This window comes from Xanthomonas sp. WHRI 10207 (genome assembly GCF_040202975.1).
In the GTDB taxonomy this organism is placed as follows: domain Bacteria; phylum Pseudomonadota; class Gammaproteobacteria; order Xanthomonadales; family Xanthomonadaceae; genus Xanthomonas.
Genome location: NZ_JBEGDX010000003.1, coordinates 169,707 through 194,327, shown reverse-complemented (window position 1 = coordinate 194,327; position 24,621 = coordinate 169,707). Strand labels below are relative to the sequence as shown.

25 protein-coding genes are annotated in these 24,621 nt (G+C 65.4%); 7 read left to right on the top strand and 18 right to left on the bottom strand.

Going from position 1 to position 24,621, the window contains the following annotated elements; translation table 11 throughout:
- Positions 1 to 4: 4 nt before the first annotated feature.
- Positions 5 to 1,657 carry an olefin beta-lactone synthetase gene (gene oleC, locus ABQU90_RS11270; RefSeq protein WP_323520994.1) on the bottom strand — a complete coding sequence of 551 codons (1,653 nt, stop codon included), beginning with the start codon at positions 1,655 to 1,657 and terminating at the stop codon, positions 5 to 7.
- A 322-nt stretch (positions 1,658 to 1,979) separates the two neighbouring features.
- Between oleC and ABQU90_RS11265 the strand changes: the two genes are divergently transcribed.
- Complete coding sequence (locus tag ABQU90_RS11265; RefSeq protein ID WP_323520993.1) at positions 1,980 to 2,363, top strand: YkgJ family cysteine cluster protein; 384 nt, start codon at positions 1,980 to 1,982, stop codon at positions 2,361 to 2,363.
- Between the two features lie 57 nt (positions 2,364 to 2,420).
- On the opposite strand, the gene ABQU90_RS11260 is transcribed toward ABQU90_RS11265, so the two are convergent.
- The 4 genes from ABQU90_RS11260 to ABQU90_RS11245 form a co-directional block, all read right to left on the bottom strand.
- Complete coding sequence (locus ABQU90_RS11260) at positions 2,421 to 3,323, bottom strand: alpha/beta fold hydrolase (RefSeq protein WP_323520992.1); 903 nt, start codon at positions 3,321 to 3,323, stop codon at positions 2,421 to 2,423.
- A gap of 145 nt (positions 3,324 to 3,468) precedes the next feature.
- Positions 3,469 to 4,623, bottom strand: a complete 1,155-nt coding sequence (gene fic, locus ABQU90_RS11255; protein WP_323520991.1) for a protein adenylyltransferase Fic — start codon at positions 4,621 to 4,623, stop codon at positions 3,469 to 3,471.
- Positions 4,624 to 4,722: 99 nt separating this feature from the next.
- Complete coding sequence (locus ABQU90_RS11250) at positions 4,723 to 5,739, bottom strand: 3-oxoacyl-ACP synthase III (RefSeq protein ID WP_055853700.1); 1,017 nt, start codon at positions 5,737 to 5,739, stop codon at positions 4,723 to 4,725.
- Positions 5,740 to 5,840: 101 nt separating this feature from the next.
- Positions 5,841 to 6,161: a DUF4156 domain-containing protein gene (locus ABQU90_RS11245; protein WP_055853702.1), complete on the bottom strand. Its 321-nt coding sequence runs from the start codon at positions 6,159 to 6,161 to the stop codon at positions 5,841 to 5,843.
- Between the two features lie 386 nt (positions 6,162 to 6,547).
- On the opposite strand from ABQU90_RS11245, the gene ABQU90_RS11240 reads away from it, so the two are divergent.
- Both ABQU90_RS11240 and ABQU90_RS11235 read left to right on the top strand, forming a co-directional pair.
- Positions 6,548 to 7,009: an XAC0231 family protein gene (locus ABQU90_RS11240; protein WP_055853704.1), complete on the top strand. Its 462-nt coding sequence runs from the start codon at positions 6,548 to 6,550 to the stop codon at positions 7,007 to 7,009.
- Between the two features lie 26 nt (positions 7,010 to 7,035).
- A complete protein-coding gene (locus ABQU90_RS11235; RefSeq protein ID WP_323520990.1) occupies positions 7,036 to 7,512 on the top strand; it encodes a tRNA (cytidine(34)-2'-O)-methyltransferase in 477 nt (158 codons plus the stop codon).
- A gap of 324 nt (positions 7,513 to 7,836) precedes the next feature.
- Here ABQU90_RS11235 and ABQU90_RS11230 read toward each other — a convergent pair whose 3' ends face one another.
- From ABQU90_RS11230 to poxB, 6 genes are all read right to left on the bottom strand, one after another.
- Positions 7,837 to 9,063 (bottom strand): MFS transporter, encoded by a 1,227-nt coding sequence (locus ABQU90_RS11230; RefSeq protein WP_323520989.1) that lies wholly within the window; start codon positions 9,061 to 9,063, stop codon positions 7,837 to 7,839.
- Between the two features lie 91 nt (positions 9,064 to 9,154).
- The gene (locus ABQU90_RS11225) at positions 9,155 to 9,790 is read right to left on the bottom strand and encodes a hypothetical protein (RefSeq protein ID WP_323520988.1); all 636 of its coding nucleotides are present in this window, start codon (positions 9,788 to 9,790) and stop codon (positions 9,155 to 9,157) included.
- A 130-nt stretch (positions 9,791 to 9,920) separates the two neighbouring features.
- Complete coding sequence (locus tag ABQU90_RS11220) at positions 9,921 to 10,718, bottom strand: hypothetical protein (protein WP_323520987.1); 798 nt, start codon at positions 10,716 to 10,718, stop codon at positions 9,921 to 9,923.
- A 456-nt stretch (positions 10,719 to 11,174) separates the two neighbouring features.
- The gene (locus ABQU90_RS11215) at positions 11,175 to 12,515 is read right to left on the bottom strand and encodes a sigma-54-dependent transcriptional regulator (RefSeq protein ID WP_323520986.1); all 1,341 of its coding nucleotides are present in this window, start codon (positions 12,513 to 12,515) and stop codon (positions 11,175 to 11,177) included.
- Positions 12,500 to 13,942 (bottom strand): sensor histidine kinase, encoded by a 1,443-nt coding sequence (locus ABQU90_RS11210; protein ID WP_323520985.1) that lies wholly within the window; start codon positions 13,940 to 13,942, stop codon positions 12,500 to 12,502. Before ABQU90_RS11210 ends, ABQU90_RS11215 begins: the two co-directional genes overlap by 16 nt.
- A gap of 44 nt (positions 13,943 to 13,986) precedes the next feature.
- Entirely contained in the window at positions 13,987 to 15,696 is a 1,710-nt protein-coding gene (poxB, locus tag ABQU90_RS11205; RefSeq protein ID WP_323521139.1) for a ubiquinone-dependent pyruvate dehydrogenase, read from the bottom strand.
- Positions 15,697 to 16,058: 362 nt separating this feature from the next.
- Between poxB and ABQU90_RS11200 the strand changes: the two genes are divergently transcribed.
- Positions 16,059 to 16,655, top strand: coding sequence for an OmpO family porin (locus tag ABQU90_RS11200; protein WP_104611926.1), 597 nt, complete (start codon positions 16,059 to 16,061; stop codon positions 16,653 to 16,655).
- Positions 16,656 to 16,939: 284 nt separating this feature from the next.
- Here the strand turns inward: ABQU90_RS11200 and ABQU90_RS11195 are convergent, their stop codons facing one another.
- The 7 genes from ABQU90_RS11195 to ABQU90_RS11165 all read right to left on the bottom strand — a co-directional run bounded on the left by ABQU90_RS11195 (position 16,940) and on the right by ABQU90_RS11165 (position 21,103).
- Positions 16,940 to 17,965 carry an NAD(P)H-dependent glycerol-3-phosphate dehydrogenase gene (locus ABQU90_RS11195; protein ID WP_115514979.1) on the bottom strand — a complete coding sequence of 342 codons (1,026 nt, stop codon included), beginning with the start codon at positions 17,963 to 17,965 and terminating at the stop codon, positions 16,940 to 16,942.
- A 15-nt stretch (positions 17,966 to 17,980) separates the two neighbouring features.
- Positions 17,981 to 18,496 carry a protein-export chaperone SecB gene (secB, locus tag ABQU90_RS11190; RefSeq protein WP_055853720.1) on the bottom strand — a complete coding sequence of 172 codons (516 nt, stop codon included), beginning with the start codon at positions 18,494 to 18,496 and terminating at the stop codon, positions 17,981 to 17,983.
- A 109-nt stretch (positions 18,497 to 18,605) separates the two neighbouring features.
- Entirely contained in the window at positions 18,606 to 19,040 is a 435-nt protein-coding gene (locus ABQU90_RS11185) for a rhodanese-like domain-containing protein (RefSeq protein ID WP_055853722.1), read from the bottom strand.
- Positions 19,041 to 19,116: 76 nt separating this feature from the next.
- A complete protein-coding gene (locus ABQU90_RS11180; RefSeq protein ID WP_055853724.1) occupies positions 19,117 to 19,539 on the bottom strand; it encodes a hypothetical protein in 423 nt (140 codons plus the stop codon).
- A 29-nt stretch (positions 19,540 to 19,568) separates the two neighbouring features.
- Positions 19,569 to 20,039 (bottom strand): YiiD C-terminal domain-containing protein, encoded by a 471-nt coding sequence (locus tag ABQU90_RS11175; protein ID WP_055853726.1) that lies wholly within the window; start codon positions 20,037 to 20,039, stop codon positions 19,569 to 19,571.
- Positions 20,036 to 20,233, bottom strand: a complete 198-nt coding sequence (locus ABQU90_RS11170; protein ID WP_323520984.1) for a hypothetical protein — start codon at positions 20,231 to 20,233, stop codon at positions 20,036 to 20,038. Before ABQU90_RS11170 ends, ABQU90_RS11175 begins: the two co-directional genes overlap by 4 nt.
- 60 nt (positions 20,234 to 20,293) lie before the next feature.
- The gene (locus tag ABQU90_RS11165) at positions 20,294 to 21,103 is read right to left on the bottom strand and encodes a glycosyltransferase family 25 protein (RefSeq protein WP_323520983.1); all 810 of its coding nucleotides are present in this window, start codon (positions 21,101 to 21,103) and stop codon (positions 20,294 to 20,296) included.
- A gap of 263 nt (positions 21,104 to 21,366) precedes the next feature.
- On the opposite strand from ABQU90_RS11165, the gene ABQU90_RS11160 reads away from it, so the two are divergent.
- From ABQU90_RS11160 to ABQU90_RS11150, 3 genes are all read left to right on the top strand, one after another.
- On the top strand, positions 21,367 to 22,230 hold the full coding sequence (locus ABQU90_RS11160; protein ID WP_323520982.1) for a uroporphyrinogen-III synthase: 864 nt from the start codon (positions 21,367 to 21,369) through the stop codon (positions 22,228 to 22,230).
- 103 nt (positions 22,231 to 22,333) lie between these two features.
- Positions 22,334 to 23,311, top strand: a complete 978-nt coding sequence (locus ABQU90_RS11155) for a uroporphyrinogen-III C-methyltransferase (protein ID WP_323520981.1) — start codon at positions 22,334 to 22,336, stop codon at positions 23,309 to 23,311.
- Positions 23,308 to 24,573, top strand: coding sequence for a heme biosynthesis protein HemY (locus ABQU90_RS11150; protein WP_055853736.1), 1,266 nt, complete (start codon positions 23,308 to 23,310; stop codon positions 24,571 to 24,573). The genes ABQU90_RS11155 and ABQU90_RS11150 overlap by 4 nt, the downstream gene beginning before the upstream one ends.
- Positions 24,574 to 24,621: the final 48 nt, after the last annotated feature.

Sequence of the window (24,621 nt, the reverse complement as noted above, 5' to 3'; positions counted from 1 at the left end):
GACGTCAGGAGCGCTGCTGCGCCGCCCAGACCGCCAGTTTTTCGCGGCCGATCTTGGCGTTGTGGCGAATATCGACCGGAAAGCCGGAATGCCGCAGAAAACGCGCAATACCGGCGGTATGCGAATGCGCCGCGCCCAGCGCACGCAATGCGGTTTGCACGTCCGCAAAGGCCGATGCCGACACGCCCGGCTGCAACTCCACGCACAGCACCGGTTGCTGCTGCCCGGGCGCGCCCACACCGACCAAGGCGGTGCGCCGCACCTGTGGATGCACGTTGAACACCGGCTCCACCTGTTCGGTGTACAGCGGGCCGCTTGCCGTTTCCACGCGATGGGTCTTGCGTCCACAGAACCACAAGCGTCCTTCCGCATCGAAATAGCCGACATCGCCCATGCGGTGCACGATGCGCTCGCTGCCATCGTCGCTACGCTCACGGATCTTGGCGATGCGTGTGGCCGCGTCGCGATTGAAGTAGGTATCGGTGGTGGTGGGGCCGGCGACGGTGATCTCGCCGACGTCGCCCACGGCCAGCACCCGCGCGCCGCTCCAATCGGCAATGGCCGCATCGTCGATGGCGATAATGCGCACCTCATTGGGCGCGACGACCTGCCCCACGCAGGTGCCGGCCCCGGCTTCGGTGGCGGCACGGGTCGCGTCCAGCGTGCGTCCTTCGATCGCCGCTACCGGCAGACATTCGGTGGCGCCGTATGGAGTCCAGAATTGCGCATCGGCCGGCAGCAGCGCGCGGATGGTGGCCACTACATCGGGAGGCACCGGTGCGCCTGCCGACGTTGCCAGGCGCACGTTGGGCAGCGGCTGACCATAGTCGGCCAGCACGCGCATCAGCGCCGGCGAGCCGAACAACTGCGTCACTCCAAAGCGGTTGAGCGCATCGTGCAGCTTGCGCGGGTCGGCGGTGGCCGGACGGGTCGGGTCCATATCTGGGATCACCGAGGTCAGCCCCAAGGCGGGATCGAACAAGGCAAACGGTGGAAACGTCGGCAGATCCACGCCACCGGGCTGCATGCCGAACGCGTTGCGCAGCAATTCGATTTGCCCGACAAAATGCCGGTGCCGGTACACCACGCCCTTGGGCACGCCGGTGGAGCCGCTGGTGAACAGAATCGCCGCCACATCGTCCGGCGCGGTATCGGCCAGTTGGCTGCCAGCGCCGACGCCATCGCGCTCCACACGCGCCAGCGTCACCCCGCCCCAGCCGTAGCGTCCACCGACAGTGACGATCTGCTTGGCAGAGCGCGCCCAACGCAGCAACCGGCGCGCCAGCTGCGCGAGCGGAATGCCGATAAACGCCTGTGGCTGCGCTTCGTCCAGACACTGTTTGAGCGCGCGTTTGTCGATGCCCGGGTCGACCAACACCGGCACCGCACCGGCCTTGAACAACGCAAACATCAGCAGGAAGAACTCCGGCGACGGCCGCACCATCACTACCGCGCGCGCACCACGGCCGATGCCGTGCAGTGCCAGGCCGGCCGCAATCGCATCGCTGCGTGCATCCAGTTCGGCATAGCTCAAGGTCACGTCGTAGGCCGCAAACCCGTTGGCGGCGCGGCGGCCGGGGCAGCGGATGGCGATCTGATCGGGGCGCTCGCGCGCCAGCTGCGGCAAGGTGGCAGCGATATTGCAGAGAGTGGTCATCGCCGTATTATCACTCATGCACTCACGGTGCCGGCCGCTTGCGTCTATCTCCAGGATCAGGCGTGCACGTAGCACCTGCAGGGATGGCGCGCCGCACGCCGCGATCGCACTGATCGAACGGAAGCCGATGTACGGATGCGGCGCCTGTTTGGCGCTGTGCGGCCTAACCACCGCGTAATGCATGCATGCTCTTTGTCGGTCTTGGACGGTCCCGGCAGACGAATCGCTGACCTACGCGCCACCACGCCCCTTGTATCGCAGCACGGTTCGGTCAAAATGCCGCGCTCCCCACGCGATTTCGCCGCGCCAGGCCCGGCATTCCATGGCACACCCCTGCCTTACCTGCGGCGCTTGCTGCGCCTATTTCCGCGTCAGTTTCCACTGGAGCGAAGCCGATCCCGCATTGGGCGGCAGGGTGCCGATCGAACTGACCGACTCCTTGCGCACGCATGAGCGCGTGATGCGCGGCACCTCGCAGTCGCAACCGCGCTGCATCGCCCTGGATGCGGACATCGGCCGCTACAGCCGCTGCAGCATCCACGACCGCCGCCCGTCCTCCTGCGCCGCCGTACCGGCCTCGCTGGAGTTCGGCGAGCGCAGTGCGCAATGCGACAAATCGCGCCTGGCGCATGGCCTGCAGGCGCTGACGCAGGACGATTGGATCGGCGTGGACGACGCACAGCGCAATCCGCTGCCAACCTCGTGAACATGCCTCGCTGCTGACCTGCGCACCAGCGCATGGGTCAGCAGCGGCGTGCATCGCCTACAGCGGATGCGTGTCCAGAAACGTGCGGATCGCCGGCACCAACACGTCGTGTTTGTCTTCGAGCACGTAGTGATTGGCATCCTCGAATGCAGTCACTTCCGCATTCGGCAACGCGCGGCGAAAACCGGCCAGAAAGTGCTTGTCGAAGCAGATATCGCGCAGGCCCCAGGCGATAAAAGCAGGCCGGTCGGCAAACGACGGCAAGGCCTGTGCGGAACGCTCCAGCAACGACCAGCCCTTGTCGGCCGGCGACAGCGGAATGTCCTGCATGAAACGGATCGTGGAGATGCGGTTGCGCCAAGTGTTGTAGGGCGCCACATAGGCGCGCCGCACGGCCGAGGGCATGCGCTTTGATACGCCGAACCATGAAGCGCCGGACGAAAACGCATTGAAGGTGCGGATAAACCATTCGCCCGGCCGCCAATGGCGTCCCATCGCGATCTGCCATGGCATCGGCTTTTCCGGCGGCAGTGGGAATGCGGCGGTATTGGTGATCACCAATCGTTTGACCTGCGTGTGATGCGACAACGCCCAGCCGAACCCGATCATGCCGCCCCAGTCATGCACCGCCAGCGTGACCGGGCCGGTGATGCCCAGGTGCCGCAACAAGGTATCCAGATCGTCCACGCGCGACTGCAAGGTGTAGTCATAGCGCGGCTGCGCATCGGGTGCATCGTCCGGCTTGTCGGACAAGCCCATGCCGATATGGTCGGGCACGATGCAGCGGTAGCGATCGGACAGCCCGCTGACCAGGTGCCGCCACAGATAGCTCCACGACGGATTGCCGTGCAGCATCACGACCACCTCGCCATCGCGTGGACCCTCGTCCAAATACGACATCGCAACGCCGGGCCGCACATCGAGGCGCTTGGGGGTGAAGGGGTAGCCTGGGTAGTTCATGCCAAAGGGATCCGGTTTGTTTCAAGAAGAGCTACATCGCGCTGGCGTTGGCCCGAGCGATGCAGATAAAAATCCTGCAGCGATCGCATGCTGCGCCCTATCAGACGGCAGCACTGGATGCATAAAGTGGCAGCAGTCTTAGAGATCATGTGGTTTCTTGCGGACTTGCTCGGTAAGGCGGCAGTTGATGACCGTCAGCGGAAAGTAGTTGCAGGAAGGCCGGATGCAGGAACAGCTTCTCCTTGCCCAGACGCTGCTCCTTGAGCACTCCGATATCCACCAGTTCCTTGAGATGACGCGCTGCGGTCTGGCGCGTCACGCCGAGCGCATCCACCACGTTTTGAATGCGGCAGTACGGCTGGTTGAAAATCACATCGACAAGCTCCCGGCTATACGCCTTGGGTGCAAGGCGGCGAACGTGATCACGCGCCTGCGTCTCCAGGCCGCGGATCGCCTGAATTTTCGCGGTTGTCCAGGCAGCGGTCTCCGCAACCGCAGCGAGCATGTAATGAATCCACTCAGCCCAGTGCCCATGCCGCGTCACGTCCAGCAGCAGGCGGTAGTAATCGCTGCGATGGCGAATGATGTAGCGCGACAGATACAGCACCGGCACATCCAGCAGACCCTGTTCGATCAGCATCAACAGATTCAGCACCCGCCCCGTGCGGCCGTTGCCGTCGGTAAACGGGTGGATCGCTTCGAATTGGTAGTGCGCCACCGCCATCCGGATCAGTGGATCGACGTCGGTGTGCTCATGGATGAAGCGCTCCCAGTTCGCGAGCTTGTCGCGCAGCAGCGTTTCGCCAACCGGCGGGGTGTAGATGATCTGCTGCATCTGGTCGTTGGCCAGCGCAGTGCCCGGCACGCGACGAATCTGCATCTGCACCGCTTTGATGCGGCTACACACCACAACAGCGGTGTCGGTACACAGCGGCCGCTGCTGCAGCGATTGAAATCCCTCATACAGCGCACTGCGGTAACGCAGCGCTTCTTTGGTCGCGGGATGTTGCGCGCGCTCCTGATCGTCTGCGTAACGAAACAACTCGTCCGTGGTGGTGACGATGTTTTCGATCTCCGAACTGGCCTGCGCCTCCAGGATCGGAATCGTATTGATCAGTACGGCCGGATTGGGCAGCAGCGCAGTGGCCTGCTTCAGCTCGGCCAATGCGGTGCGCGCAACGATGCAGGCCTTGAGCAGGCTGCGGGTTTCGATATCTCCCGCCGGCGGTAGCGGCGGGAGAGCGTTGTGGGGCTTGGTCGGATCGAAATTGGTCGGATCGAAAACGGAGGTGTCGTCCATGTCACCTACTCATGTTGCGAGAACGAACATGATGCAGCGACGCGTTCTAAAAATCCATTTTTTTTAACACGTTCTTGTGGCATTCGACCTGACAGCCACTCACCAAACCACTTCCGCCATCGAGCAGTTCAGCCCCGAGCCGATGCCCATCAGTGCGATGCGGTCGCCCTTCTTCAAGCGGCCGAGCTCCTTGAGCTTGCTCAGCACGATCGGCACCGACGCGGGGCCGATGTTGCCGTGTTCGCCGAAGATGGTCATGACCTTGGCTGGGTCGATGCCGAACGACTTCACGAACGAAGCGGTGTGCGGGCGGCTGACCTGATGGATGACGAACTGGTCCAGTTCGTCCACCGCCCAGCCCATCGCCTGCTTGGCGGCCAGGAAGGTCTTCTGTGCCAGCTTGATGCCTTCGATCAGCAGCAAGCGGGTGTCGGTGACCATGCGGTCCAGGTTGCCGCGGCACAGCTTGTTCCACTCGGTAGCCGAACGGGTCACGCCACCCTTGTAGCGCGGCGCGTCGGGCACCAGCTCGGTGCGCGCCATCACCATCGCGGCAGCGCCGCAGCCCAGGGTCAGCGCGGCGAGTTCGTTGCGGAACTCTTCCTCGGTGACGTCCGGGGAAGTCATGCGCTCCAGGGTCTTTTCATAGACCAGGTTGGCGGTTTCGCCATCGACGACCAACGCGTAGTCGATCTCGCCGCGTTCGAGCATGCGCGCAGCGATGTCCATGCCGTTGATGAAGGCAAGGCAGGCGTTGGCCACGTCGAAGGTCACGCAATGGTCGCTGACCCCCAGGTTGCCGGACACGATGGACGCCGTGGACGGCTCCAGGTAGTCGCGGCTCACCGAGGTGTTGACCAGCAGGCCGATCTTCTCGATGCCGATGCCGGCATCGATCAGCGCCTTGCGCGCGGCCTGGGTGGCGGCGTCGGATGCCTGGACATCCTGGTCCCACAAGCGCCGTGCATGGATACCGGCAACGTCGCCCAACACGTCGGTCTTGATCCCGAGGCGGTCGTAGGTCGGTTGCAGGCGCTCGTTGATTTCCTTGGAAGTCAGCGTATGCGGCGCATCAATATGCGCCAGTCCCGCGATGGAGACATTCTGGAAGAGCATCGAAGTAGCGCCATGGCGTCAGGCGAGGGGGCGTCAGTCTAGCCGCTGGCTGGTTTTACCGCATCTTTACATTTGAATCGCCCCCGCCCCAGCCCAACGGTTCAGCGCGGTGGGCAGCGGAAGGCGTTGAAACGCTGGCTTCCGTCGGCCGGCTGGCCTTGCGCCTGGACGGTATTGGCATTGGCGCCCGGGGCCTCGTTGCGCGCCAGGGTCTCCAGTTCTTCCTGCACGCGCAGCGGGTTGCGGTTATAGAAGCCGACCTTGCTCTTGACCGTCACCACCACCTCGCCCTGCTGCTGACAGCCAGCTGGCACAGGGCCTGCGGGCAATACCTGCACGCTCTTGCCGCTTTGTTCGATCGGCACCCAGGTGCACGCCGCGGTGGTGGTGGCAACCAGAACAGACAGCATCAGCACGCGCATAAGTCATCCACACCGAAGGGCAAAGCCGGATTGTGCCGCAGTTGTCCGGCGGTCAAACGCGTGCCCGGCATGCGCCATACGCCTCATTCAGCACACCGGCACCTGCCCTTATCCGCCGCATGGACTTGATGGCGTCGCTGTCCACTGCCCGCAAACGCGTCCGGGTGTCCGGACGCGGACACCTGCAAACATCAAATACATCTTTAAAAACAATGCTTTGAAGATGGCACGCGGTTTGCTCTATTCAACCGGCACCGGCAGAACACAACAGAAAACTGACTTTTTGCTGAACAAATAAACGACAGCCTCGAAAGCTCTTGCACATACCGAAACGGTGTACTACCTTACTACCACACCACTGATCACCCACACCAAGAGACCTCGCCATGAAGACCCAGACCCTGCGCATCGCCCTCTCCGCCGCCCTCCTGGCCGGCACCACCTTCGCCGGTTTTGCCCAAGCCGCCAGCCTGACCACGCTCGACACCGTCCAGGTTCGCCCGGCCGCCGACCAGATCGCCCAGCAGACGCTGGAACGCAGCAGCGATATCCGCACCCTGACTGCCGTGCAGGTGCGCCCGTCCGCCGAGCAGCTGGCTGCCTTCGCTGCCGAACAGGCCGGCCCGCGCGTTGTCACCCTTGCCGCGGTGCAGGTGCGTCCGTCGGCCGAACAGCGCGCCGAGCTGGTGGTCCGCAGCAGCGCCGCCACTGCCCAGAGCGCCTCCGGCCAGACCGCCGCCGCGATCGGTGCGTTGATGGGTCAGGTCATGGTCAATCTGCCGGTGCCGCAGCTGCAGCCGTCGCCGGCCGAACTGGAAGCCCTGGTCAGCGCCGCCATCAGCCTTTAAGCACGCGCGCAGCTACACTTGCGCGCATGTCAGCACCCGTCCTCGATGTCATCCTGTTTCAACCGGAAATTCCGCCCAACACGGGCAATGTGATTCGCTTGTGCGCCAACACCGGCGCGCGCCTGCACCTGATCGAGCCGCTCGGCTTCGACCTCAGCGACAAGCAGCTCAAGCGCGCGGGCCTGGACTATCACGAATACGCGACCCTGCAAGTGCACGCCGACCTGCCAACTGCATTGGCTGCCATCGCACCCACGCGCGTGTTTGCCCTGAGTACGCGCAGCACGGTGCGTTACGACACACCGCAGTTCGCCGCCGGCGATGCGTTTTTGTTCGGCCCGGAAACCCGCGGCCTGCCGGCCGATGTGCTGGAGTCGATCCCGCCGCAGCACCGTCTGCGTCTGCCGATGCGTCCTGACAATCGCAGCCTCAATCTGTCCAACACCGTTGCGGTGATGGTGTTCGAAGCCTGGCGGCAGTGGAACTTCGCTGGCGGTAAATAGCCTCGACGCAGCACCAACAGCAAGCACTGCGCGCCCGCTATCGGCAATCAGCAATCTGCATGGACCACTGCACGCTCGGTTCTTGAGCGAGATGCCCAGGCGTCTACCGGTCACTTGCCGCAGGTGACTGGTTCACCACCAGACACCCGGCACTGCCCACGCCTTACAGCGCGATGGTGATTGCCGTGTTGTGTGCATGCGCGCTGCAGGTCTTCAGTCTTTACATCCAGGCTTGCGATTCTCGACAACACCGCGCAATGCACCACGCCCCGCTGGCGATGGAATCAATACACACGCGCTTTCTTGCACGCACCTGCGCAGCCACTACGACGCGGTCTGCACGCTGGTCGCTGCCTGCAACAGGCCGCGGCAGCCAGCCCATAACGCCACTGCCAACAAGGCGATTGCGCCCAGGCTCAAAAACGCGATGCGGTAGCCGAAGGCGTGCGCGAGCCAGCCGCCGAACGCCGGGCTGAGCGCCGCGCCAATCCCCTGCACCGTCATCACCGCGCCTTGGCCGACGTTGACCCGCCCGGTGCCATGCAGCAAGCGCGCCACCAATGCCGGCACCACCACGCTTTGCAGACCGGCGCCGAGCCCGTCGAGGATCTGCACCGGGAATACGCCCCAGCCGTGAATCACCGAGGCCGCCACCAGCGCGCGCAGCGGCAAGGCCATGAAGGCCAGCAGCAGGACCCACCAATGCCCGTGCACGCGGATCCAGCGCATCGCCAGCAACGCGACCACCACCATCGTGGCTTGGGCGACCACAATCGTGGTGGCGGTCAGCGCGCTCGGGTCGCCGGCATGCGCGGCCACGATCGCCATGCCATACAACGGCAGCATCGCCGCGTTGCCCAGATGAAACAGCCCCAGCGTGACCGCCAGCAATGCAAGCGGCCGGCAGGTCAGCAACACCCGCCAGGCGCTCAATGCGTCTGCGCCATCGGCATGCCCAAGGCCGCGTGCAGCGCGATGGTCGATGGCGGTTGCCGGAATCGACAGCACGGCCGTCAGCGCCAACACGCCGAACACCGCCGTGAGCGCGAAGATCGCGCCAAACCCGTAGCGCCATCCCAACCAGCCGGCCAGCACCGCCGCCAGCATGTTGCCGGCGTGATTGGCGACCTGGTTGCGCGCCAGCTGATGATCGAACCCGCGCGCACGCACCAGGCCCAACGTGATGCCGGTCAGCGCCGGGCCGATGCCGGCCGCCGCCAGCGCCGATGCGATCTGTGCAGCGACCACGCCGGAGGCGGTCGGGCGCAGCCAGATCAACGCGGTGGCGAGCAGGATCGCCAGACAGCCGACCACCACCACGGCGCGCTTGCGCTGGGTGGCATCGACCAATGCGCCAGCCGGCGTGGTGGCGAGCATACCGGCAATGCCGCCCACGCTCATCACCGTGCCGATCGCGCCCACCGACCAGCCCTTGGACTGCAAGAACACACTCAAAAACGGCCCCAGCCCGTCCTGGACATCGGCCACGCTGAAATGCAGCGCTTCCAGCGCGCGCGTGCCACGCGGTCGGGTCGACGTGCTCATGCGCATCGCCCTGCTGCGTGTTGCCCTGCACGGCCTGCCTGCAGGGCAACGCCGATGACGCCTGTCTCATTGCAGCGCAGCGGGCACATTGCGGCGCCTAGTGCTTGGGCTTGGGCTTGGGCTTGGGCTTGTGCGCGCCCGGGCCATGCGGCGGATGGTCGATCTGCTTCAACGCAGCGGCCTTGCTGCCCAGCGCATGCGCGTGGATCAACACGCCATGCGGCGTGGCCTTGGTGTCGCCTTCGACCACCAACGGCTTGCCGACCACCAGCTGCTTGGCGAAGTCGGCACCGGCATGCGGCGGAAACCGCACCGTCACCTCGTCGTCGAACAGCACGCCATGCACCTGCCCGTGCGGGCCATGCAGCAGCCGCGCGATGGTGCCGGCGTGCTGGGTGAGCTGCGGCTTGGGCGGCTTGCCGGCCGGCGGTTTGGGTTTGGGCTTGGGCTTGGCATGCGGCCCATGCGGGCCCTCGTCGAGGATGCGCTTGCCGCCGTCCGGGTCGATCGCCAGGGCCACCAGCATGTCCACATCGCGTGGCTTGAGGCCGCGCACGGTCAATGCGCTGCCAGGCTTGAGCGCCTTGAGCAAGGCCGCCGACAGATGCGGCGGTGTGTGTACTTCAGTGCCATCGGTCAACAGCAGGCCATCGATATCGGCCTTGGGATTGAGCAGAAAACGCGCCAGGGTGCCGCGGGTTTCAGGGAGGAAATCAGGATCGACCCAATGCATTGTGGACTCCAACTAGGTAGGACCGGCCAACGCCGGCAAGCCGCGCCCGACGCCATGCAGGCGGCGCGGCGGGGTGCGTGAACGAACATCTGGGTGCGCGCCGCCGTCGCGTTCGCAGCGGCGGCTTGCTTCAGCGCGGTGTGGGTGGGGCCGCCGGCGGCACGGGCGGCCCAGGTGGTGCGGGCGGCGGTGGCGGCGGCAGCGGGCCATCCGGGCGCGGAGGAACGAACAACGCACGCTGCGACGCGCGGTCGCGACCCACTGCGGTGGCTTCGATCGCGCGCCCGGCCGCAGTGGCGACACCGAACCCGCGCACGCTCAGCGGTGCTCCAGTACGCAGCAGGTCGCTCAACTGCAATGCCAGATGCGGCGGCATCCGCACCACGGTGCCGTCGCTCAGCAACGCACCGTTGGTCTCGCCGCCCGCGCCGTAGACCAGGCGCTCGATGCGTCCGTCCGCTGTTAACGGCGTCAGTGCGGCAGGCGCGGGCGGCGGCGGCATGTCGCCGGCCAACGGCGGGCGGTCCACCACCTCACGCTTGCTGCGCGTGGAGCGGATGCTGCTGGCACGTAGTACCGGCAAGTCGCCCAGGCGATAGCCCTGCACGCTCACCGCATCGCCGCGACGCACGGCCGCCTGCAGGTCATCGGACAGATGCGGTGAAAACGCCACCTGGGTGCCGTCGCGCAACCACAGCCCGTCCACGTCGCCGTTGGGATTGAGCATGAAACGCTCGACGGTGCCGCTGACCTGCACCGGCGTAGCAGCCACCGGTGCGGGCGGCGCAGGCGGCATCGGCGGCGGTGGGGGCGGCGTGCCCACCGGCGGACGCGGTGCGACCGGCGCGGCAGGCGGCGGCGGAACCTGCGCCGCCGCGGTAGCCATGCTGCAAGCCAATGCAACAGCAAGTGCGGTCTGACGAAGCATGTGATGTCTCCAATGCGGCAGGAGTGCCGCTCGCAATGCGTACAACGCAGACATCGTGCCAACTCTGAAAGCCTTGTTTTTCAAGGCGGATGGCCTGGAACAGGGCACCTAAGATGTCTGCACTTCATCCAGCGTTGTCCGTTTTGCAGACACGTGCGCTGCGGTGTCCCCTGTCCGGGCAGCATCGGAGGCCGGCGTTCACGATTGCAGGCTGCGTCTGTGGCTGCGTCTGTGGCTGTGTCTGTGGCTGCGTCTGTAGCTGGCTGCACGGCTGCACGGCTGCACGGCTGCACGGCTGCAAATGCTAGCGCTGGCCCATGGCCGCCTGTCGATGCCCTGGCGATGGATGCCTCTGTTTGCAACGTCCTGCCGGCAATGGGGCCGGGCAGGCGAACCACTCGATCAGCACCGGTTCGTCGCCCATCCGCACAGCCTTGCAGGCGCCAGCCCGCGCGCCTACTGCAAGCCGTAGTCGTCGAGCTTGCGGTACAGCAGCTGCCGATGAATGCCGAGCCGACGTGCAGCCTCGGCACGATTGCCGCCGCTGTGCGCCAGCGCATCCTGGATCATCTGCTTCTCGAGCCGCGCCACCGCTTCGGGGAGCTGCATTTCCGTAGCCGCCGGCGGCGCCTGCGGCGACGCGAGGTCGCCGAGCGCCTCGTCCAGATCGTCCGCCTCGATGCTGTGCCCGCGCACCAGCACCTGACTACGCTGCATGACATTGCGCAGCTCGCGCACATTGCCCGGCCACGGGTAAGCCAGCACGCGCGCCTGCGCGGCCGGCGACAGCGTGCGTGCACTGCCCTGCCCTGTGCGCAGAAAGTAGTCGGCCAGCAGCACGATGTCCTGACCACGCTCGCGCAGCGGCGGCAGCTCGATCGGCACCACGTTCAAGCGGTAGCGCAGGTCGCTGCGGAACTGCCCGGCCGCCACCCACGCGGCCAGATCGCGATGGGTGGCCGCCAGCACGCGCACGTCCACCTTCTGGGCACCGCGGCCGCCCAGCGGCGTCACTTCGCCTTCCTGCAAGAAGCGCAGCAGCTTGGCCTGCATGGGCAACGGCATGTCGCCGATTTCATCCAGAAACAAAGTGCCGCCATCGGCCTCGCGGATCAGGCCGATGCGGTCGCTGGTCGCACCGGAAAAGGCGCCCTTGCGATGACCGAACAACTCGCTCTCCATCAACTCCAACGGAATGGCCGCGCAATTGACCGCGACAAACGCCGCATTCGCACGCGCACTGGCGCGATGCAATGCACGCGCGGCCAACTCCTTGCCGGTACCGGTCTCGCCGGTGATCAGCACCGGCAGGTCCGATGCGGCCGCCAACCCGATGCGCTTGTGCACGGTGCGCATCGCCGGGCTGTGGCCGACCAGCGCATCGTCTTCTTCAGGCAGCGGGATCTGCGGCTCGGCGGCTGCAGCGTCGGCGCGGCTCAGCAACGCACGTTCCACCACATCGACGATATCGGCACGCCCCACCGGCTTGACCAGATGATCGAACGCACCCAGCGTCATCGCCTCGATGGTGTTGCCGCTGGACACATGGGCGGTGAGCATCACCAGCGGCACCTGGGCCGCCTGCGCATCGCCCGCCCGCGCGCGCAACACTTCGATCCCGTCCATGCCCGGCATACGGAAATCCACAAACGCCAGATCGACACCGCCTTCGCGCAACTGCGCCAGCCCCTGCGCGCCGTCGCTTGCGGCAATCACGCTGTGCCCGAGCGAGCGCAGCGTCGCCTGCAAGGTGGCGAGAAATGCTGCATCGTCGTCGATGATCAGGATGCGCGCCATGGCAACTCCACATTGAAATGTGTCATGCCATCGGCATGGGTGTAGTGCGCCTGGCCGCCGTGCGCGCGCGCGATCTCGCGCACCAGTGCCAGCCCCAGCCCATTGCCGTCGCTGCGGCCGCTGACGAACGGTTCGAACAGCTGCGCCGCAATCGGCTCGGGCACGGGCGCACCGCGATTGCTCACTTGCAAATGCAACATGCCTTCGCGTTGCTCCGCACACATCACAACCTGCGTGCCTGGGTCGGCGTGCTGCAACGCATTGCGCAGCAGATTGTGCAATGCGCGCCCAAGTTGCTGCGGATCCAGTGACCACTGCAGCGGTGCATCCGGCACCTGCAGCTGCAATTGATGCGCAGTGTGCGGCAACAGTGTGGGATCCAGCAGTTCCTTCAGCCAGTCCTGCACCACTACTGTCTCCAGTTGCAGGCGGATCGGCTGCACCATGCCGAGCAGGCTTTCGACCACACCATCCAGGCGCCGGATCTGCGCCAGCATCAGCGCGCCATGCGCGGCATCGTCGGGGGTGACATCGCGGCGTGCGATCTCGTTTTCCACCGCAAGCCGCATGGTGGCGATGGGGTTGCGGATTTCATGCGCCACCGTTGCAGTCATGCGCCCGAGCGCGGCAAGCCGCTCGTGCCGCGATAGCTCGTCGGCCAGCTTGCGTGTCTGCGCCAGCGCCTGCGCAGTGCGCTGCGCGTAGCCGGTGACCGCAGCGCCAAGCCGATCAAGTTCGGGCGCACCCGTGTGCGGAATCTGCGGCATCTCGGTATCGGCCGCCAATGCGTGTTGAATCTTCTGCAGACGCTGACTCCAGCGCCGCACCACCACGCCCAGCGCAATCGCCGACACCGCGACCATCGCAAAGATCAATACCATGCCGACCACCAGCGGCCTCCGCGCATCCGAACTGCTCGCCGGTACCCGCGACATGGTCCACGCGGCGGTGCCGGACGCCAACGGGCAGGCGCTGATCAGCAGCACCTCGCGACTGCCATCGCGGCGGAACTGCACGGGCTTGCGTCCCTGCGCGCTTTGCCGCGCAGTGCCCACGATGGTTGTCCACTCGGCTGCCGGGATATCGGTCTTGTGATCGCTGCCGTCATAGGTGGGGTAGGCATAGGCGATGAAGCCCTTGTCCACATTCCACACGCCGCCTTCCACGCCGGGCGCATCGGCCAACACCAGTTGCACCACCACCGCAGCCAAGCCGGCGCCGTTGTCGCCGCTGCGCGCGGCCTCGCTTGCGCCGGCATAGCGCTGCACGATGCGCATGCACTGGCCGCTCAACTGTTGCCGCGCGTCTTCCAGCCGCACACCTTCGGTCTGGCGATACAGGCCATACAGCATCGTGGCCACGCCCAGGCAGGCGGCCACGATCACCATCCAGATCAGCAACAATTGCCGCAGTAGCGAACGTGGCATGCAAGCGATCCGGGCAAGGTCGGCCGATGATAGAACTGGCCGCGTTAGCGCAGGTTGGTCTTGACCAGCTCAATCACCTCATCGCCCCGCCCGCTCATCACCGCCTTGAGCAGGTACAGGCCCATGCCCTTGGCCTGTTCGAGCTTGATCGCCGGCGGCACCGCCAGTTCCTGCGTGGCGATGCGCACATCCACCAGCGCCGGACCGGAATGCGCAAAGGCCTGCCGCAACGCACGCTCCAGCTGCGACGATTCGTCCACGCGGATGCCCAGGATGCCCATCGCATTGCTCATCGCGGCAAAATCCGGGTTGCGCAACTCGGTGCCGGTATCCAAGTAACCGGCAGCCTTCATTTCCATCGCCACAAAGCCCAGCGAGGCATTGTTGAACACCACGATCTTCACTGGCAGGTTCAACTGCGCCAATGAAATGAAATCGCCCATCAACATCGCAAAACCGCCATCGCCGGATAGCGCAATCACCTGCCGCCCGGGGAACGCCGCCTGCGCACCCAGTGCCTGCGGCATCGCATTGGCCATCGAGCCATGGTTGAACGACCCCAGCAAACGGCGCTTGCCGTTCATGCGCAGATAGCGCGCCGCCCACACTGTGGGCGTGCCGACATCGCAAGTGAACACCGCATCCTGATCGGCAATCTGGCTGATCAGCCGGGTCACGAACTGCGGATGCAACGGCTCACCAGGATCGGCCGGCACTGCCAGGTCATCCAGCCCTTCGCGCGCCTTGCGGTAGTGCTCCAACGATTTTTCCAGGAAGCGGCGGTCTTCGCGACGCTGCAACTGCGGCAGCAAGGCCGCGATGGTTTCGCCCACATCCGCCGCAATGCCCAGCTGCAGCGGCGTGCGCCGTCCCAATGCACCCGGGTCGCGGTCCACCTGCACGATGGTGGCGTCCTTCGGATAGAACTGCCGATACGGGAAATCCGTGCCCAACATGATCAAGGTGTCGCAGTTGAGCATCGCGTGGTAACCGGAACTGAAGCCGATCAAGCCGGTCATACCGACATCGAACGGGTTCTCCCATTCCACATATTCCTTGCCACGTAGCGCGTGCACGATTGGCGCGCCCAGCCTCTCTGCCAGCGCCACCACCGCATCGTGTGCACCTGCGCATCCGCTGCCGCACAACAAGGTGACCGCCTTGCTCTGCTGCAATAGCTCGGCCAACTGCTGCACATCGTCGGCCGCAGGCAGCACGCGCGGCGCGCGCAGGGCAGGCCATGCGCTCGACAGATGCTTGTCCACCTCCAGCAACGCGATATCGCCGGGAATCACCACCACCGCCACGCCTTGCTGCAGGATGGCCGTGCGCATCGCACGATGCAGCACTTCCGGCAGCTGCGCCGGATTGGTCACCAGCTCCACAAAGTGGCTGCACTCGCGGAACAGCTCCTGCGGGTGGGTTTCCTGAAAATAATTCAGGCCGATCTCGGACGATGGAATATGCGCGGCAATCGCCAGCACTGGCTGTCGGCTGCGATGGCAGTCGAACAAGCCGTTGATCAAATGCAGATTGCCCGGCCCGCAACTCCCGGCGCATACCGCCAGCGTGCCGGTCACCGCCGCCTCGGCGCCTGCGGCAAACGCGGCGACTTCTTCGTGGCGCACATGCATCCACTCGATGGTCTGCATCTCGCGCAATGCATCAGTCAAGCCATTGAGGCTGTCGCCGGTCACGCCCCAGATCCGCTCCACACCCGCGCTCTGCAGCGTCTCGGCCAGAAACCGCGCCACCGTCTTCTTCTTCGCCACGATGCAGCTCCGCTACTAGTCAACAGGCCTGCAATGCTCCCAGCGGCGATGTCAGTGCAATGTGCTCGTGCATGAAAAGTACTGAAAAACCAGATGATTTAAACGTTTGTGCACACACGTCTCACATTGCAGGTGCGCAGTGAATGCCGCGTCACGCTTTACACGTGCGCTACGCGCATCCGCCGGGGACCACAAGAAAGCGCAGCTGAATCTGGCGCGATGATTCATTCACGGCTCAGTCCAAAATTCATGTCGCGTTCCATCGAATAACGGAGAATTTACATCTCGGCAGCGAACGGCATTCGCCTCAGCGCCGGCCCAAACCATAAGTACAGGTATTGATCATGAAGACTTCACTGCTGGCCCTCGGCCTCCTCGCAGCCCTGCCGTTTGCGGCCTCCGCTGCTGAAAACCTCTCCTACAATTTCGTCGAAGGCGACTACGTGCGCACTCCGACCGAAGGTCGCGATGCAGATGGTTGGGGCCTGAAGGCTTCTTACGCCGTTGCTCCGAACTTCCACGTGTTCGGCGATTACAGCAAGCAGAACGCTGACGACAACGACAGCGTGTTCGAAAGCTCCAACTCCGACTTCCAGCAGTGGGGCGTCGGTGTGGGCTACAACCACGAGATCGCCACCAGCACCGACTTCGTTGCTCGCGTTGCTTACCGCAAGCTGGACCTGGACAGCCCGAACATCAGCTTCGACGGCTACAGCGTAGAAGCCGGTCTGCGTAACGCGTTCGGCGAGCACTTCGAAGTCTATGCCCTGGCTGGCTACGAAGACTTCTCCAAGAAGCGCGGCATCGACATCGGCGACAACTTCTACGGCCGCCTTGGCGCCCAGGTGAAGTTGAACCAGAACTGGGGCATCAACGGCGACATCCGTATGGATGGCGACGGCAACAAGGAATGGTCGGTTGGCCCGCGCTTCAGCTGGTAAGCCGTACGTTTGACTGCAACGCGACTCTCTCTCCCGCATTGCATTGGAAGCCCGGTCCCCCGACCGGGCTTCTTTACTTTTGCGCGATTGGTCGATGGCGACGCAGCGTCGCGTGGTTGTTTCGCACACGTGCGCACGCAGCGCTTCTGGACGAAGCACTCGAGTCGCCTCGCACTTGAGTTGCCGCGAAGCGGTGATGCGTCTGATATGCACCAACAAAAAGCCCGGCAGTGCCGGGCTTTTTGTTGTCTTCATTGCATCACGCGATACGCATTGCCGCCCGATCAGGTGAATAACGCCTGCGGATACTCGGGCTTGCGCTCGCGCGCCAGCAGTTCCTTCAACGCCGCTTCCGGCGTGATTTCGCCATGCAGCACTGCGCGTACGGCATTGGAGATCGGCAACTCGATGCCGTGCTGTTCGGCCTGGCGCATGACTTCGTCGGCAGTCTGCACCGACTCGACCACCTGGCCGATCTCGCGGATCGCATCGTTCAAGCTCTGACCGCGCCCCAGCGCCAACCCAAGCCGGCGGTTGCGCGACAGATCGCCGGTGCAGGTGAGCACCAGATCGCCCAACCCGGCCAGGCCCATCAACGTTTCCGGGCGCGCACCGATCACTGCAGCCAGGCGCAACATCTCGTTCAAACCGCGCGTGATCAGACCAGCGCGGGCGTTGAGGCCAAGCTGCATGCCGTCGGCCACACCAGTGGCCACGGCCAGCACGTTTTTCATTGCGCCACCCAGCTCTGCGCCCACCATGTCATCGCCGGTGTAGGCGCGGAAGGTGGGGCCGTGCATCGCATCGGCCACGACTTGGGCAAACGCCGCATCGTCGCCGTGCACGGTGACAGCAGTAGGCAAGCCGAGCGTGACTTCCTTGGCGAAGGACGGCCCGGTCACCACGGCCAGCGCAACGCTGGGACCGAGCAGATCGCGCGCCACTTCATGCAGAAAGCGCCCGGAACCGGGTTCAAAGCCCTTGGTCGCCCATGCCACGCCGGCGTTGGCCGGACGCAACGGAGCGATCAAGCGAATCGTTTCGGTGAATGCATGCGAGGGCACCACGACCAGAATCCAGCTTGCATCGGCCATGGCGGCCTGCAGGTCAGTGGTGGCACGCAACGTCTCCGGCAACGGAATGCCCGGCAGGTAACGCACGTTCTCGTGGGTGCGATCGATGGCATCCACCATCGCCGCATCGCGTCCCCAGAGCACGGTTGAGTGACCGTGTCTGGCGAGAAGCGCGGCCAGGGCCGTGCCCCAGGAACCGGCGCCGAGAACGGCGATCTTGTGGGTCGAATCGCTCATCGGCGCAGACAGTGCTTAGGCGTTGCCAGCCGGCTCGGAATCGGCCAGCGAGGTGCCTTCGCCCTGCGACCGCTGACGCAGGGTTTCTGCGTACAGGGCTTCGAAGTTGATCGGCTGCAGGTAGAACGGCGGGAAGCCGCCGGCCTGGATCAGATCGCTGACCAGGGTGCGCACGTACGGGAACAGGATGTTCGGGCACTGCGTGCCCAGCAGCACGTCGATCGCCTGCGGCTCCAGGCCGACCAGGCCGAACACGCCGGCTTGCTGCACTTCGGCCACGTAGGCGGTCTTGCCGCCGGCGGTGCAGGTCAGGGTCACGGCCAGCACGACTTCGAAGGCGTTGTCGTTGAGGCGCTGGACCTTCTGATTGAGGTTCAGCTGCAGCTCGGGCTGGTTGGCGTCGTTGAAGACGGCCGGCGCGTTCGGCGATTCGAAAGAAACGTCCTTGACGTAAATCTTTTCGATGGTGAAAGCGGGGCCAGCAGCGGCGTCGGCCGGCGCAGCGGCGCCGTTGAGGATTTCGTCGGACATTCCTAACTCCAAAAGCGGTTCGGTGGATGCAGCGTTGAGTGATGCAGACGTGAAAACGCGAGTATCTCACGCAAGCAATGGGGGCTTGCGAGCTGCCGCACAAGGCGGATCAGCGGCCCTTGATCAGTGGCAATTCGGCCATTTGCCAGGCAGCGACGCCACCTTCGAGCCAGTACACCTTCTCGAAGCCGGCTTTCTTCAGCGTCTTGGCCGCACCTGCAGAGGTGTTGCCGCTACGGCAGACCACCACCACCGGCGATGCCTTGGCGTTGGCAAGCAGCTTGCTGGCCGGGTCGAACTTGGCCAGGGCCACGTTGCGGCTGCCGGCGATATGGCCCTTTTCGAAATCGGCGGTGGGCGACAGGTCGATCACCAGCGCGTCTTCGCTGTTGATCAAACGGGTCAGCTCGGCCGGCTTGAGTGCGCGATACCCGCGGAACAGGCGCGCAACCTCGGTGACGATCAGGGCGATGGTCAGGCCCACCAGGGCCATTGACAACATGGGGTTGCGGCCGACAAAGGCCTGCAGCTCTTCGAAATTCACGGGGTCAGGGTCAGTCGAGCGGGCGGGAATTGTCGCACAGCTGGCGCGCGCGACGGCCAGCAAGGCAGAGGCCGGGCTACTGGCCCTTCCACAGGTCGGGCAGGCCGCTGGCCAGCCACCAGCGCTTTTGTTCGGGATTCCAGTGCCAGATCTCGATGCTGCGCACCAGCCGTTCGGCCTGGGTATTGCGGTTGATCACGCGCAGCTCGACCTCACGGCGCAGGTCGCCATTGGGTTCTTCGCCCACGCGCAACTCGCGGTAGCCGGAAATCTGCACCTGCTCATAGCGTGAGCGTTCCAGGTCGCTGAGCGGATGGGCCTGGGCGTAGGTCGGTTCGACAAACCCCTGCGCGGCATCGAAATCGCTCCAGCGCACCGCCGCCGTGTAGGCAGCCTGGGTGGTTTCCAGCGCGCGCCCCTGGGCGCGACTGCCGGCGGTGGCCACCCCGCTCAGCATCGCCAACCCCAGCAGGACGACTGCTCCCATCAGTGCACGCATGCGTATTCCCCCTTGATCCAGCCCGCATCCTACCGTTTTGGAAACGCCACGAAGCGCCCGCTCAACGTGGCCGCCGCTGCGCCCGAGCCCAGCGCGATCTGCGCGCGCATGCCGATGCGCGCCTTGCCGCGCTGACGGAAGGTCGCCAGAAAGGCGTCCCAGCCACCCAATTCGGCGGGCTCGGCATCGGCCACCAGGTCTTCGTACACCGGCGCGACATAGCGCAGCTGGCTGTCGGCGACATACACGTCGGCTTCGTGGCCGGCCAATTGCAGTTGCAGCGTCAGCCACCCCCAGCTGGCCAGCGTCATCAACGAGGCCAGGCTGCCGCCGAACGCATTGGCCTTGTCGTTGACGTTGGCCTGCAACGGCGCGCGCAGGCGCAGCGCCCCATCGTGCAAGCCATCCACGGCAATGCCCATCGACAACACCGGAGGCATGGCGATGAACTGCTGCTGCAGCGACTGCAGGGCGGAGACGAGCGTGCACGAAGGAGTCATTGGAAAGGCTGGCAGACGGCGAAGGGCGGCATCATGCCGCAATGTCCGGCGAGCGTCTTGTGCATGTGGATGACATGCGGTACCGCATGGTGAACGCGTGCAGCATCGGGCTGTTGCACGCCTTGGTTTTCCGTCAACAAGCCGGTAAGCACGTCGGCATCAGGCGCTGTGGACTGTGCATGCAATTGCGGCATGCGAGCGCGCAAGTGCGAGACCTGCGATCAGCCCATGGGGCCACCGTGTCGATCGCCGTTTTACGGCGCGAACACGACCTTGCGATAGCCCTGCGCCACGCGCAGCAGCGTCGTCGCCTTGGCCTTCCAGTGCGCGCTGCGTTGCTTTTGCGCGCGCGTCAGCGGCGCATCGATGGTGCTGGTGAACACGATCTGCTCCGGCGCTGCGTGGAAGAACTTGTCCTGGATACAGGCGGCCGGCGACAGCTGATAGGTGGACAGCTGCTGCGCCACCGGCGATTCGTTCCAACCGAACAAAAAGATATCGGCCATGGTGTGCCAGCGCGCGTCGGCGGCCAGCAGCAGTCGCGCCGCCTCGCGGCTGATGATCAGCGCACCGGCGCACACCGGCCAGCAATGCTGGTAGGTCGATGGACGCACCAGGCGCAGCTGGCGCCCGGCAATGTCGGCGACCTTGGCATCGAGCTTGATCCGGTTGTAGGACGGCTCCAGGCGCACGATGCTGCTGCCCGGTGGGAGCCAGTCGGTGCTGCGCAACAGCGCCGGTAGCGCATCGGACAGGTGCATGTCGTCTTCGAAGATGGCGGTGTACGCAGCGTCGGACTCGGCGGCGATGCGCCAGGCCGCCTGATGGCTCAGGAAGCAGCCGATGTTGGACGCGGTCCATTTACGCGGGCCGGTGCTGAACGCATCGCCGGAGTTTTCCAGCGGGCGCTCACGCACGAAATCGGCGATCTGCGCAGGCGTGAGCGTGGCGCCGTCGATGGCGGGGAGGCGCTCGAACGGGATCCCCAACGCCTGGAACCGCGCCGCCATGGCCTGCAGGCGATCGCCGCTGCGCTGCATGTTGATGAGGTAGGACTTGATCACGGTGCCACTCCAGCTCGATTGTCGTGGCGGATCGTGAGCGGAGGCGCTGATTGGCTCACCCCCGAGTACGAGGTTGTGGCCGCACAAACGCAGGTATCCCGCCAAGCGGGCACGCGTAGCCAGGCAAGGCGCGAGGAGGAGGAACGACGAAAACGACCGCTCACGACCACCACACGGGTGCGGCTGGTGCTCGGAATCGGCACGCCCCAATCGTCCGATAAGGTTTCTGTGCACTGCCCATCCCCCTGGCAGCGGCTCGCGCCGTGTTTGCTGGCCGCTCTGCATCGTCGTGCGCGCCAACGCAGCACGCGCACCACCCCGAGACGGCATGGCTCTCGCATAATCGCCAGATGACCCGCCCTCCCCCGCTCGCCGATCCCTGGACCCTGCTCTCGCTGCGTCCCAGCGGGGAGCACGCGCCATTGCGGCGGGTGGTGGCACGGCATGGCGGGCAGCTGCTTGCCCTGTCGCCGTGGCGCCTGCAGACCAACGACACCGCGCAGGCGCGCGCCGCCTTGCAGCGCGCGTTGGAGGCGCCCATCGCGGTGTTCACCAGCCCGGCAGCCGTGCGCGCCGCGCATCAGCTGCGGCCCTTGCAGCGGCCGGTGCAGGCGCAATGGGTGAGCGTAGGCGAAGGCACCGCGCGTGCGCTGCACGCCTGTGGCATCGACGCGGTTGTGCGCCCTGCGCGCATGGACAGCGAAGGCTTGCTCGCCTTGCCGCTGTTCGCAGCGCCGTTGCAGAGCGTCGGCCTGATCACCGCGCCGGGTGGACGCGGCATGTTGGCGCCTGCGCTGGAACAACGCGGTGCGCGCATCCTGCGTGCGGATGTGTATCAACGCGTGCCGCTGCGCTTGCGCCCGTCGGCACTGCACGCCTTGACCGACGCACTGCCGCGCAGCGTATTTGCCATGAGCAGTGCCGAGGCGCTGACGCTGGTGCTGCAACAGTTGCCCGCCGCGCTGAGCGAGGCGGTGCGGCAACGCCCGCTGGTCGCCTCCAGCGAACGCCTGTGCGACGCCGCGCAAACGGCGGGCTTCTGCCACGTCGTCCGCGCGGCAGGTCCATTGCCGGAGCAACTGGTCGCTGCCGCTGCAGCGATCGTGACACCATCGCGACCTTGCTGAACTGCGAACTCAAGCACAGCTTGCGGCGCTCTGCCGGCGCACGCCATGCTGTGCCAGATGACTGCGGCGCCTGCGCCGGTCGTGACCGCCCGAGGATGTCCGAATGACCGAAATGCCCGCCACCACGCGACGGTTTCCCTGGGCCTGGCTGCTGCTTGTGCTGGCCATTGCCGCCGTGGGCGTGGCGCTGTTTCTCGGCTGGCGTGCGTGGCAGAGCTATCACGACGCGCAATTGCAGGCCGCGCAGGCGCAGCAGCAACGCTGGGACGGCACCCAGCAATTGCTGGAAACACTGCGCCGCGATCAACGCCTAGCCAATGAGCGCCTGCAGGATGCGGCCGCCACCAATCGCGTGCTGCGCGATGAAATGCTGGGTCTGAGCCAGCGCAGCGCCTTGCTCGAAGACACCGTGCAAAAGCTTGCCGACCCGAACCGGCATGGCGCACAGGCGCTGCGGCTGGATGAAGTAGAACTGTTGCTGCGGCTCGGACAGCAGCGGCTGAGCATTGCCGGCGATGCCGATGGCGCCCGTCGCGCCTACGCGCTGGCCAACGGCGCACTCAACGGGATCGACGATCCGGGCTATCTCAATCTGCGCCAGGCACTGGTGCAGGAGCGCGATGCGCTGGACCGCCTCGGCGCCGGCCCGCAGGCCCAGGCGGCGCAGGCGCTCGATCAGTTGGCCATCGATCTGCAGCGCCTGCCGGAACACTCCGCACAAACTACCGAAGCGGCGCGACCGTGGTGGCAGAAAGTGCTCGCACCGCTGGTAGATATTCGCCCTAGCCGTGGCGACGCCTTGCTGACCGCCGGCGATCGCAACGCCGCCAGCGATGCCTTGCAGATCGAAATCAGCCTCGCCCGCGCCGCTGCAGAACGTGGCGATCCGCAAGGCTTTGCACAATCGCTACGCCGCGTGGAGACCTGGACCACCCGGTTATGGCCGGACTCGCCGCAACGCCGTCAGATGCGTGCGCGCCTGCGCACGCTGCAACAAGCGCCACTGCGTCCGCGACTGCCGGAACTGGGCACCACCCTGCTGCAACTGCAGGCCATGCGTGAAGGGAGATCCACCCAATGAAAGTGTTGCGTACCGTCTTGATCCTGTTGGTTGCCGTGGCACTGGGCGTGCTCGGTGCGCAGTGGTTGTCGCATCAGAACAGCTACGACCTGGGTAACGTGGTGGTCAGCGTAGGTGGCAACGACTACCGCGCCGCAATGCCGCAGGCGGTGCTGATCCTGATCATCGCGCTGCTGGTGATCTGGCTGCTGTGGACGCTCATCAGCCTGCCGTTCCGCGTATGGGGCAAGTACCGCCGCAAGAAGGGCCGCGCGCGCCTGATCGAAGGCCTGCGCGCCGCCGACCACGGCCAGTGGCAACGCGCCGAGCGCCTGCTGGTCACTGCCAGCGAAGACGACGAGGTCAGCGGCATTGCGCTCGCCAGCGCGGTGCGCGTGGCCGATGCACGCGGCGACGAGGCATCGGCCACTGCGCTCGCACAGCAGTTGGCCGAGCGCGATCCCACCGCGTACGCGCTGCTGCAGGGTGAGCGACATCTGGCGCGGCAACGGCCGGTCGAGGCGATCAATGCGCTCGATGCTGCCAATGCCCAACCGCTGCCGGCACGTGGCCTGTTGCTGCGCACGCATGCCCTGACCCAGATCGGCCGTGCCGATGAAGCCTACGGCCAGCTCGGTGCCTTGCGTCAGCAAGCGGTGCTGGCACCGGAGGCTTACAGCGCGCTGGAGGCCACACTGGCCGAACAGACCCTGTTGCAGGCCGGCGATGCCAATGCGCTGGCCGAGCGCTGGGAGGCACTGCCCAAGCCGTTGCGCACCTACCCGGCCGTGGTCGGTGCATACGCGCAACGTGCCGCGGTACTGCATTGGGACGATGCCGCCGTGCACAGCCTGGAACAGGCGCTGGATACGCAATGGGACGAATCGCTGGTGCGCCTGTACGGCGTGCTGCCGCTGGAAAAATACGATTCGCGCCGGGCCAGTGCGCAGCGCTGGCTGACCCAGTATCCGGACAGCCCGGGCCTGCTGTTGACGCTGGCGCGGCTGGCACGCCATCAGCAGCAGTGGTCGCAGGCCGAAGAGTTCCTGCACCGCGCGCTTGCCAATGGCGCCGGCAGCGAGGCCTGGGAAGAGTTGGGCCATGGATTTGCCGCCGCCGGCGACCTGCTCTCTGCGCAGCATTGCTACGCCAATGCATTGCGCGCCGCACGCGGCGAGCCGGTGCATGAAGGCATGCCGCAGCAGTCGCTGCGCGGGCCGATCGTGTCAGCAAGTCCGGCGCCTGCGGCCGACCCACTCGCACCGGACGATCGCATTCTGTAATCGCTGCGGTTGTTCGACCTTGCAGCGGCGCACACCACAGGTGCGCCG